Here is an 11,019-nt window from a genome sequence, read left to right as displayed (position 1 = left end):
TGACCATTCAGTTGAGCAAAATAGTTCTTCAGTGCCTGTTTCACGGAGTCACGCAGAGGTTTTTGGGTAACCTGATCCTGTGAGTTAACGGTTGAAACGGTTAGTACGTCAGAATTTACGCGTTGTTCGAACATAGTTCTGTCAGCTCTTTATTTCTAATTACGCAAGATTTTCGAAGTATGCCTCCAACGCCTCAAGCTGTTCGCTTGCATCCTCAATGGCGTTGAATGTGCGCCGAAACTGGTCATTTGGAGCGTGTTCCTGTAAGTACCAGGAAACGTGCTTACGAGCAATTCGGTATCCCTTTGCATGACCATAAAAGTCATGAAGTTCCCCAATATGCCCGCAAAGTAAGCGCTTCACCTCTGCCAGAGGCAGGGGAGGAAGCAGCTCTCCAGTGTCCAGATAATACTGGATTTCCCGAAAGATCCAGGGTCTTCCCTGAGCTGCACGTCCTATCATAAGAGCATCAGCCCCTGTGTAGTCGAGCACAGCTCTGGCTTTAAGCGGGTCGGTAATGTCACCATTCGCGATTACCGGAATGGAAACTTTCTGCTTTACTGCCCGAATACTGTCGTATTCAGCATCTCCCTGAAATAAACAGGCGCGTGTGCGTCCATGAATTGTCAAAGCCTGAATGCCACAGTCTTCAGCCAGTTGGGCAATCTCTTCACAGTTACGGTGCGCCGTATCCCAGCCAGTGCGAATCTTCAACGTGACAGGTACGTCAACTGCGTTAATTACCGTTGTCAGGATAGACTTCACCAGACTTGGGTATTGCAGCAGAGCGGAGCCCGCCAGTTTTCGATTCACTTTCTTTGCTGGGCATCCCATATTGATATCAATAATCTGGGCGCCATTAGCCACGTTAATGCGTGCGGCCTCTGCCATCTCGTCAGGATCACTACCGGCAATTTGCACGGTGCGGATACCCGGTTCATTCACGTGCACCATCCGTAAACGTGACTTATCACTCGCCCAAACTTCAGGGTTAGAGGACATCATCTCGGAAACGGTTAGCCCGGCTCCCATCTCGTAACACAGTGTCCTGAATGGTCTGTCAGTGATGCCAGCCATAGGTGCTGCTATCAGTCGATTTCTAAGCTGGTGTTGTCCAATGCGCATGAGTTAAGAAATGACCATACTTGCCTGCAAGGCGGCGTATATTACGCATTTTTGACCTGAGATGAAAGGCCAAACTTTGAACAATCAGCTGTCGTAGATCAATGAATCTGCATCTCGCACCACAACACAAATAAATTAAATATTAATTTCAATTGGTTATGTTGCTTTGGTTGATTTGTGCGCTTTTATATTTTCGCTATAATCAGTCGTAATTCATGATTATTTACTCGATAGACACGCGATAAATTGCTGGTTAAACCATCAAAATCAGTGATTTTCTGCGATCGGCATCTCATTTTATTACGATATATCACGGTGATGAATTGTTCTGAAGGGCATGAAGATTGGCGAGATTGTGATTCAGTAACGTGGTCTAAAACCACGTTACTGATGTGCACTTTTTAGCGTTTGATACCGGTAATACGGCACCATTCTTCTTTTTCGGCAACAGGATCGAGGGTGAATTTGTCCTGATACGCTTCACAAACACCTTCCGCCTGGCTCGCAAGAACGCCAGAAAGCCCCAGGAAACCGCCCTCAACCGGCAGCACGCTGATTAATGGTGCTAACTCACGTAAAGGGCCTGCCAGGATGTTTGCGACCACGACATCGGCGCTCATGGCTTCTGGCTGGTCTTGAGGTAAATACAGTTCCAGAAGCTCAGAAACACCGTTGCGTTCGGCGTTATCACGGCTGGCCTGAATAGCTTGCGGATCGATATCAATACCAATCGCTTTGACCGCACCCAGTTTCAGGGCGGCAATCGCAAGAATACCTGAGCCACAACCGAAATCGATGACCGTTTTTCCTGCCAGGTCCAGGCTATCAAGCCATTCCAGACACAACGAAGTGGTTGGGTGAGTCCCGGTTCCAAACGCAAGGCCTGGGTCCAGCATCACGTTCACCGCAGTCGCATCGGGAACATCACGCCAGCTTGGACAAATCCACAGGCGCTGACCAAAACGCATCGGGTGGAAGTTATCCATCCATTCGCGTTCCCAGTCTTTGTCTTCCAGTTGTTCGATTTTATGCAGGAAACCCACGCTCAGAAGTGGGCAGTTTTCGAGGATTGCGACCACTTCCTCCATGTCTGTCTCTGCATCGTACAGGCCAATAACATCGGTATCGCCCCATAAACGGGTTTCGCCAGGTAATGGCTCGAATACCGGTGTGTCATGGGTGTCCTGAAAGGTTACGGAAACCGCACCGCTTTCAATCAGCGCATCGCCGAGTTCTTCAGCGTTTCCGCCAGAGGTATTAATTTTCAGTTGAATCCATGGCATAGCGAAACTCTTTATTTATCAGTAGTTGAAACGAGTGCTGGAACAGGTAGCGGCTGACCGAAACGGTTGCCCACCAGGAACGCCAGCAAACTGAGTAATAGGGATGGCACAATAGGGTGGAAGCCCAGCAACTGGATTTTGAAGCTCGCCAGCAACGCATACAGCCCGCCACCGACAATCATCGCGCTCAGCGCACCTGTAGCATTGGCGCGTTCCCAATACAGGCCCAGCACCAGCGGCCACAGGAATACCGCTTCAAGTCCACCAAATGCCAGCAAGTTCAGCCAGATAATCATCTCTGGTGGACGCCAGGCGGCGAGTAGCAGCAACGCACCCAGAATCAGCGTTATCACCGATGACATTCTTTTCAGGCGCTTTTCGTTGTGGATCTGTTCCGGCCGCATATTCAGATAAAGATCTTTGACGATCGTAGCGGATGATTGCAGCAACTGGGCATTAATTGTCGACATAATTGCCGCCATCGGTGCCGCAAGGAAGATCCCCGCAGCGATGGGGGGTAACACCGTGACCATCAACGTGGGGATAACCAAGTCGGGTACTTTCAAATCAGGTATTACCGCGCGGCCTAACGCCCCCGCCAGGTGCATACCGAGCATGAGAATGGCGACCACAATCGTGCCGAGAATAATGCCACGGTGTACGGCTTTGCTGTCTTTATAAGAGATGCAACGTACTGCTGTGTGCGGCAAGCCAATGACACCAAAACAGACCAGCACCCAGAACGAGGTCATAAACGTTGGCGAAAGAATGTCATCTGCACCCTGCGGTGAAACAAGTTTAGGATCGATACGCTGGAGCGTATCAACCGCGTTGTGCAAGCCACCTGCCGCATGAACGATACCCACCAACAGAAGAATCGTCCCAACCAGCATCACCATTCCTTGCATCGCGTCATTAAGAACGCTGGCACGGAAGCCACCAAAGGCCGTGTAAAGCGCGATACTGATACCAAAAATCAGCAATCCCGTTTCGTAAGGAATACCCGCAGCTGTCTCCAGCAGACGCGCACCACCGATGAACTGCACGGTCATTGCACCAACAAAAGCGACTAACAGGCTAATACTTGCCAACCACACCAACAGACGGCTTTGATAACGGGCGTACAACATGTCATTCAACGTCACCGCATTATAGCGCCGCGCAAGAATGGCAAACTTTTTGCCCAGAATACCCAGAGACAGCCACACAGCCGGGAGTTGAATCATCGCCAGCAGTACCCAACCGAGCCCATATTTATAGGCAGCTCCAGGCCCGCCGATAAACGAACTGGCGCTGATGTAGGTCGCGGTGAGTGTCATCGCCAGCACGAATCCGCCCATTGAACGGCTGCCAAGGAAATATTCGTTGAGGAAATTCCCCGTAGTGCGGCGTTTCATGGCATACATCGAAATGCCAAAAACCACCACCAGATAAGCTACCAGCGGCAGTATGACTTCAAGCTGCATGATCATCCTCCAAAGGAATATCACGGAAGATAAATTTCACCATTGCCCAGCACAGTAAAATGAACAGCAAAGGTACCAGCAGGCAGGCCATTTCAAACCAATGCGGTAGACCGGTTGGACCGATGTCATTACCTGGTAAGTAAGCAGCCACTAACCATGCTGCAAGATAGAGAAGGGTTAGCCAAAGCGCCCAGCGGGCTTCTTTATTGGCCTGAACAAAACGCGCGTCCATTATTGTCCCTTGAGTTAGCGGAAAGTGGCGATTGTATCGCATAGCAGTGGGATGGAGATCATAAAAAGAAAAAGGCCGGAATCCGGCCTTTTATACCCGTAATCCTTCAAGTTACAGGGGTGTTGGCTGCAATCACTTACCCGAATCACTTACTGAAGTAAGCTCATCGGGATAAGCTCTTTTGCCGCCTACCTGCAACCCGAATGCTAACGGGTATTACGATGTAACTTCTTGAGAAAACTTAGTCCTGAAGGCCCAGTTTCTTCTCCAGATAGTGGATGTTAGTTCCACCGTGCTGGAAGTTTTCATCGTTCATGATGCGAGTCTGCAAATCAACGTTGGTTTTGATGCCATCAATGATTAACTCAGCCAACGCATTTTTCATACGAGAAATCGCGACTTCGCGCGTTTCGCCGTAGCAGATCAGTTTGCCAATCATGGAATCATAATACGGCGGTACGGTGTAACCGGCGTAAATGTGGGATTCCCAACGCACACCAAAACCACCTGGCGCATGGAAGCGCGTGATTTTGCCTGGGCTTGGCAGGAAGGTGTTCGGGTCTTCGGCGTTGATACGGCATTCTACCGCGTGGCCTTTAACATGAACGTCTTCTTGCTTGATGGACAGTGGCTGACCCGCAGCAATACGCAACTGCTCTTTAATCAGGTCAACGCCTGTGATCATTTCTGTCACTGGGTGCTCAACCTGAATACGGGTGTTCATTTCAATGAAGTAGAACTCGCCGTTTTCGAACAGGAACTCGAAAGTACCCGCGCCGCGATAGTTGATATCAACACAGGCTTTGGCACAGCGCTCACCGATGAATTTACGCAGTTCCGGTGTGATTCCCGGTGCTGGCGCTTCTTCAACAACTTTCTGGTGGCGACGTTGCATCGAGCAGTCACGTTCTGCCAGGTAAACCGCTTTGCCCTGACCGTCGGCCAGTATCTGGATCTCGATATGGCGTGGGTTTTCCAGGTACTTCTCCATATAGACCATGTCGTTGTTGAAAGCAGCTTTCGCTTCCGCACGGGTCATATTAATGGATTGTTCCAGCTCGGCATCGCTACGTACGACACGCATACCACGACCGCCGCCGCCGCCAGACGCTTTGATAATGACCGGGTAGCCAATGCGTTTAGCATGGTCACGGTTTTTATCCATATCGTCATTCAGCGGGCCGTCAGAACCTGGTACGCAAGGTACGCCAGCTTTCTTCATCGCGTTGATAGCAGAAACTTTATCGCCCATCAGACGGATAGTTTCAGCACGTGGGCCAATGAAGATGAAGCCTGAACGCTCAACTTGCTCAGCAAAATTGGCATTTTCAGACAAGAAGCCATAACCCGGGTGAATCGCAACCGCGCCAGTAATTTCTGCCGCAGAGATGATTGCCGGGATATTCAAATAGCTCTTTACAGACGGAGCCGGACCGATACAAACGGTTTCATCCGCCAGCAATACGTGTTTTAAATCGCGATCCGCAGTGGAGTGCACAGCGACAGTCTTGATGCCCAGTTCTTTACAGGCACGAAGAATACGCAGAGCAATCTCGCCACGGTTAGCGATGACAATTTTATCCAACATAATCGCCTCGTTACTCGATGACGACCAGCGGCTCGTCAAATTCAACCGGTTGACCATTTTCAACCAGAATGGCTTTCACCACACCGGCTTTGTCAGCTTCGATCTGGTTCATCATTTTCATCGCTTCAACGATGCACAGAGTGTCGCCAACGTTAACTTTCTGGCCAACTTCAACAAATGATTTAGCATCCGGGCTTGGGGTGCGGTAGAAAGTACCGACCATTGGGGAACGCACGATGTGACCACTGATTTCAGCAGCCGCTGGTGCTTCTGCCGGAGCGGCAGGTGCAACAACGTTAGACAGGCCAGGCTGCGGTTGTGGCTGATACATTGGAGCGGCATAAGCCTGTTGCATCATTGGGTAACCGGTGTTTGCCGGTGTACGACTGATGCGTACAGATTCTTCGCCTTCAGAAATTTCCAGTTCAGAAATGCCTGATTCTTCAACCAGCTCGATCAGTTTTTTAATCTTACGAATATCCATGAGTGGGTTCCGTACTCTTGTTTAGATGGATTTTGACAAGCGTTTTACCGCCGTCTGTAGTGCATATAAATAGCCGTCAGCGCCTAATCCGCAGATGACACCAACCGCTTTATCAGAAAGATATGAATGATGGCGGAACGGTTCGCGCGCATGCACATTGCTCAGATGTATCTCGATAAACGGAATATCTACCGCCAATAAGGCATCACGCAGTGCAACGCTCGTATGAGTAAACGCAGCCGGATTAATCAGAATAAAATCGACAGTGTCTTTAGCCTGATGAATCCGGTCGATCAATTCATATTCTGCATTTGATTGCAGGTGGCTGAACGAGACATTTAGCGTTTTTGCTTCTTCTTCGAGCGAGTTAACAATTTGGGCTAAAGTCAGCGTGCCGTACTTCTCGGGCTCGCGTGTACCCAGCATGTTAAGATTCGGGCCGTTCAAAAGCAAAATGTGAAAGTTAGCCGACATCGTGCTGCCATCTCCTGCAATTTGTAGGTATTTGACAAAATATACCTAAGTTGCTCGGTTGTCACCTTCAGAGCCAGAAAATGGCCTGTCAGAAAAACCAAAGTCGCACATTATAACGATTTCGTAGCAATTGGCAGCTAAATACTGGTCTTATCAGGGAAGATGATCAACAGGTATCCCTTTGCAGGGGACGGTTGATCACTTTTTTGTGGGGAACAACGCATATCTTTCGTTAACGCCGCCACTGACGGAATTTCTTGTAGCGCAAGGCTAAAAGGAGGGTTGCACCCAAGGCGTACAGTAGCGGTTGCGGTGAGATAACCTTTACTGACCATAGATAATGAATCGGGGCGAGAATGGCGACCAGATAGACGAAGTTATGCAGTTTTTGCCAGCGTGGCCCCAGTTTTCGTTGTAACGATTGTGTCGATGTTGCCGCCAATGATAACAGCACCAACCAACTCATAATGCCTAAAGTTAGGTACGGACGCGTGACCAACTCCCGGCCCAGTAGTGCCAGATTGTTGATACCCAATTCCAACATGGCGTAACTGACCAGATGGAGTGTGGCCCACGCAAAACACCATAATCCCAACAAGCGACGGGTTCGAATCAGCAATGGCTGCTTCCCATAACGTGCCAAAGGTGTGACTAACAGCGTCGCTAGCAAGAGTTTAAGCGCCATTCTGCCGGTAAAATGCTGGATATCCTTTGCTGGGTCAGCACTTAAAAGCCCCTGGTTTGCGGCATAAAATAACCAGACAAAAGGCAGGAAGGCTGCGAGATGCAGCACCACTTTCAGCAGCGTGACCTGCTTTGCGGTTAATCTCACTTTAGAAATTCTCCTTCAGATTCAAACCGCGATATAGCGAGCTAACCTGGTCGGCATAACCATTAAACAGCAAAGTCGGCTGGCGTGTGACATCCAGCACACCGCCTGAACCAATGAATCGCTCGCTGGCCTGCGACCAGCGTGGATGATCAACACCTGGGTTTACGTTGGCATAAAACCCGTATTCATCTGGTGCAGCCATGTTCCAGGTGGTGGGGGGTAACTCGCTAACCAGTTTGATACTGACAATCGACTTTATCCCCTTGAATCCGTATTTCCATGGCACGGTGAGTCGTATTGGCGCGCCGTTTTGCGGCGGCAATGCTTTCCCGTATACGCCAACGGTAAGTAGAGTCAGAGGATGCATGGCTTCATCAAGACGCAAACCTTCTACGTAAGGATATTTCAACCCACCGCCGATAAAACGGTCTTTCTGTCCGGGCATTTGTTCCGGGGCAAATAGCGTTTCGAATGCGACATACTTCGCCTTGCTGGTGGGCTCTACCAGTGTGAGCAGTTTACTCAGTGGGAAACCTATCCACGGCACCACCATCGACCAGGCTTCGACACACCGCATCCGATAAATACGTTGTTCCAGCGGGAATTTCTTATAGAGGGAGTCAAGATCGAGTGTGAGTGGTTTTGCCACTTCACCGCTAATGGTGACTTTCCACGGATCGGTTTTTAGGCTTCCGGCATTGGCTGCAGGATCAGCTTTATCCAGACCAAACTCGTAGAAGTTATTGTAACCCGTGACTTTATCTTCTGGCGTCAGGGAGAGTTTTGCCTGCCATTGTTCAGGCTGACTGAATTGAAGCGGTTTTCCCGATGGTGCGGGTGGCCTGTCGTTTCCTTTAAACCAGGAGAGAATATCCGCATGCGCAGTTTGAGGAAGCGAGAGAGCCGCCGCACTGATGCCCAGTGCTTTCAGTACCTGGCGGCGCTTGAGCATGAACACCGACTCGGGTGTGACATCTGCTTCAGTAAAGCGGGTTATCTTCTTCATCTTGTTCTCCTGCGTGACTTTATAAGCTAAGCATGACGGAGAACGCTTAACCCTGCGAATTTGTCACAAAAAATTGAAACTTAAGTAAGGAGACATGTTTAGTTGTGATGGCGTTAATGGGATAACAGTCGATGAAGGCTATACTTGAATCTCGGTGTTTACACACATCCTTTGCAACAATGGATGAAAGCTTGTTCACCGTGTTTGCCTGAATAGCTCTTTTGCTATGTAATGCCGCATCAAGTCAGACGGGTCTGTCTTCACCAAACGGAGTTAACTCAAGGATGCGATTAACGACGAAACTTTCTGCTTTTATGACGCTGCTGACCGGGCTCGCCATTTTTGTGACGCTGGTGGGTTGTTCATTAAGTTTCTTTAATGCGATGCATTTTAAAGTTCATCAGCGAGTGGTGGCGGTTGCCACCATCATTGATAACGATTTAGTTTCAAGTTCCCCAGATGCTTTGATCCAACGCCTCAACGAAGTCATGGTTCCCATTGATATCACCGAGGTGGCATTCAAAGTGGGCGGTAACACGGTTTACCAACATAAATTGAGTCAAACCTATCGTTTACTGGGAAATAACTACAGTTTTCGCACCGTGACCGTTGAATTAATGAAGCATCCGGGGATGTTTCTTACTCTTACCTATCGCGATCCGGTTGCGAATTACTACAGTTCACTTTTCACGACAGTCCCACTTTCTATCACCATTGGCTTGATGCTTATCGTGCTGTTTTTTGCTATCCGTTGGATGAAAAATCAGCTAGTTGGACAAGAGTTACTGGAAAGCAGAGCTCGACGTATCCTGAATGGTGAAAGAGGTGTTGAAGTGCGTGGCTCGGTGCTGGAATGGCCTCCTCAAGCCAGTAGCGCGCTGGATTTATTGCTCTCAGATCTGCAAAACGCGAGCGATCAACGCGGCAGAATGGATACCTTGATTCGTGCTTTTGCAGCGCAAGATGCGAAAACAGGTCTGAATAATCGTCTGTTTTTTGATAACCAACTGGCGACCTTACTTGATGAACAAGAGCAAGTGGGTGTCCATGGCGTGGTGATGATTATTCGCCTACCAGATTTTGATACCTTGCATGAAACATGGGGAAGAAATGAGGTAGAAGAGTATTTGTTTACCATTATTAATATGTTGTCGACATTTGTGATGCGTTATCCCGGTGCTTTGCTGGCACGTTATTTCCGCAGTGATTTTGCTGTTTTGTTACCGCATCGCACATTAAAAGAAGCCGACAGTATTGCCAGCCAGTTACTGAAAGCCGTCGACACCTTGCCTCCAACGCGAATGCTCGACCGTAATGACATGATGCACATCGGTATTTGTGCATGGCGCAGCGGGCAGTCCAAAGAGCAGGTCATGGATAATGCGGAAGTTGCGACACGTAATGCGTCCTTGCAAGGCGCAAACAGTTGGTCGGTCTATGACGATAGTTTGCCGGAAAAAGGGCGCGGCAATGTGAAATGGCGTACGCTTATTGAGCAAGTGTTGCAGCGTGGCGGCCCGCGCTTTTACCAAAAACCGGCGGTGATGCGTGATGGCTACGTGCATCATCGCGAAATAATGTGTCGGATTTTTGACGGCGAACACGAAGTTCTGGCGGCAGAATACTTGCCAATGGTGAAACAGTTTGGTTTATCCGAGCAATATGACCGACAAACCATCGCCCGATTGTTACCGTTAGCCAGTTTTTGGCCAGAAGAAACGCTGGCTATTCAGGTGTCGGTAGAGTCACTGATTCGTGCCCCGTTCCAGCGTTGGTTGCGTGATGCGTTGATGCAATCAGAAAAATCGCTGCGACGACGTATTCTTTTTGAACTTGCAGAGGCAGATGTGTGTCAACACATCAGCCGTTTACAGCCTGTCATTCGCTTGATTAAAGCTTTGGGGGCTCGTGTTGCTGTCTCCCAGGCGGGTTTGACCGTAGTCAGCGCCTCTTATATTAAAGATTTGGATGTGGAGTTGATAAAGTTGCATCCAGGGCTTGTGCGTAACATTGAGAAACGAACCGAAAATCAGTTGTTTGTTCAGAGTCTGGTCGAGGCTTGTAATGGGACTCAGACGCAAATTTTTGCGGTCGGAGTGAGAACGCGAAGAGAATGGCAGACACTGGTGGAGAAAGGCGTTGCGGGGGCTCAGGGGGATTTTATTGCGGCTTCTCAACCACTAGACAGCAACGTGAAAAAATATTCGCAAAGATACTCGGTTTAACCTGCCGTTTATTAATATTTCACGTAGAATAACGCGCGCTGCATCTCAAGGGGGCTAATACGCCTGCTGACCAGATTGTTAAAGCATGAAATGAACCCGGTTTGCTTCCTTGCACTGTTCGTTTAACCTACAGCGTTTGTGTGTTTCCTCGGCAGTTCGAGGATAAACGTGTCGAAAGTGTCAAAATCGTAGTAAACTGCACAATTTTTCACCATTGCAGAACATATTTGCGCCTTGTCGCTGCAATGAGTGGTTGATAAAGTAAGCGGATTTTGTTTCCGCCCCAGCTTTCAGGATTATCCCT

The 11,019-nt window shown here is 49.1% G+C and carries 10 protein-coding genes and 1 pseudogene; 1 reads left to right on the top strand and 10 read right to left on the bottom strand.

Annotated features, from left to right (window positions below; all coding sequences use genetic code 11):
- From VJY99_RS01140 to msrP, 10 genes and pseudogenes are all read right to left on the bottom strand, one after another.
- Positions 1-134, bottom strand: a pseudogene (locus tag VJY99_RS01140) (Fis family transcriptional regulator); the annotation flags it as partial.
- A 25-nt stretch (positions 135-159) separates the two neighbouring features.
- The gene (dusB, locus tag VJY99_RS01135; protein ID WP_034459869.1) at positions 160-1,125 is read right to left on the bottom strand and encodes a tRNA dihydrouridine synthase DusB; all 966 of its coding nucleotides are present in this window, start codon (positions 1,123-1,125) and stop codon (positions 160-162) included.
- A gap of 401 nt (positions 1,126-1,526) precedes the next feature.
- A complete protein-coding gene (prmA, locus tag VJY99_RS01130; protein WP_324115527.1) occupies positions 1,527-2,408 on the bottom strand; it encodes a 50S ribosomal protein L11 methyltransferase in 882 nt (293 codons plus the stop codon).
- Positions 2,409-2,419: 11 nt separating this feature from the next.
- Complete coding sequence (gene panF / locus VJY99_RS01125) at positions 2,420-3,874, bottom strand: sodium/pantothenate symporter (protein WP_324115525.1); 1,455 nt, start codon at positions 3,872-3,874, stop codon at positions 2,420-2,422.
- Positions 3,864-4,106: a YhdT family protein gene (locus VJY99_RS01120; RefSeq protein WP_232866333.1), complete on the bottom strand. Its 243-nt coding sequence runs from the start codon at positions 4,104-4,106 to the stop codon at positions 3,864-3,866. Before VJY99_RS01120 ends, panF begins: the two co-directional genes overlap by 11 nt.
- Positions 4,107-4,347: 241 nt before the next feature.
- Complete coding sequence (gene accC, locus VJY99_RS01115) at positions 4,348-5,694, bottom strand: acetyl-CoA carboxylase biotin carboxylase subunit (RefSeq protein ID WP_324115522.1); 1,347 nt, start codon at positions 5,692-5,694, stop codon at positions 4,348-4,350.
- A 10-nt stretch (positions 5,695-5,704) separates the two neighbouring features.
- Positions 5,705-6,178 carry an acetyl-CoA carboxylase biotin carboxyl carrier protein gene (accB, locus tag VJY99_RS01110; RefSeq protein WP_324115520.1) on the bottom strand — a complete coding sequence of 158 codons (474 nt, stop codon included), beginning with the start codon at positions 6,176-6,178 and terminating at the stop codon, positions 5,705-5,707.
- A 21-nt stretch (positions 6,179-6,199) separates the two neighbouring features.
- Positions 6,200-6,652, bottom strand: a complete 453-nt coding sequence (gene aroQ, locus VJY99_RS01105) for a type II 3-dehydroquinate dehydratase (protein ID WP_324115518.1) — start codon at positions 6,650-6,652, stop codon at positions 6,200-6,202.
- 232 nt (positions 6,653-6,884) lie between these two features.
- On the bottom strand, positions 6,885-7,484 hold the full coding sequence (gene msrQ / locus VJY99_RS01100; RefSeq protein WP_324115516.1) for a protein-methionine-sulfoxide reductase heme-binding subunit MsrQ: 600 nt from the start codon (positions 7,482-7,484) through the stop codon (positions 6,885-6,887).
- Between the two features lies 1 nt (position 7,485).
- Positions 7,486-8,490, bottom strand: a complete 1,005-nt coding sequence (msrP, locus tag VJY99_RS01095; protein WP_324115514.1) for a protein-methionine-sulfoxide reductase catalytic subunit MsrP — start codon at positions 8,488-8,490, stop codon at positions 7,486-7,488.
- A 284-nt stretch (positions 8,491-8,774) separates the two neighbouring features.
- On the opposite strand from msrP, the gene csrD reads away from it, so the two are divergent.
- Positions 8,775-10,715: an RNase E specificity factor CsrD gene (csrD, locus tag VJY99_RS01090; protein WP_324115513.1), complete on the top strand. Its 1,941-nt coding sequence runs from the start codon at positions 8,775-8,777 to the stop codon at positions 10,713-10,715.
- The last annotated feature ends 304 nt before the right edge of the window (positions 10,716-11,019 follow it).

Origin of the sequence: Buttiauxella sp., from assembly GCF_035271705.1 — a bacterium.
Classification (GTDB): Bacteria; Pseudomonadota; Gammaproteobacteria; order Enterobacterales; family Enterobacteriaceae; genus Buttiauxella.
The sequence above is the reverse complement of the archived record's forward strand: the minus strand, read 5'-3'. Positions and strand labels throughout refer to the sequence as shown.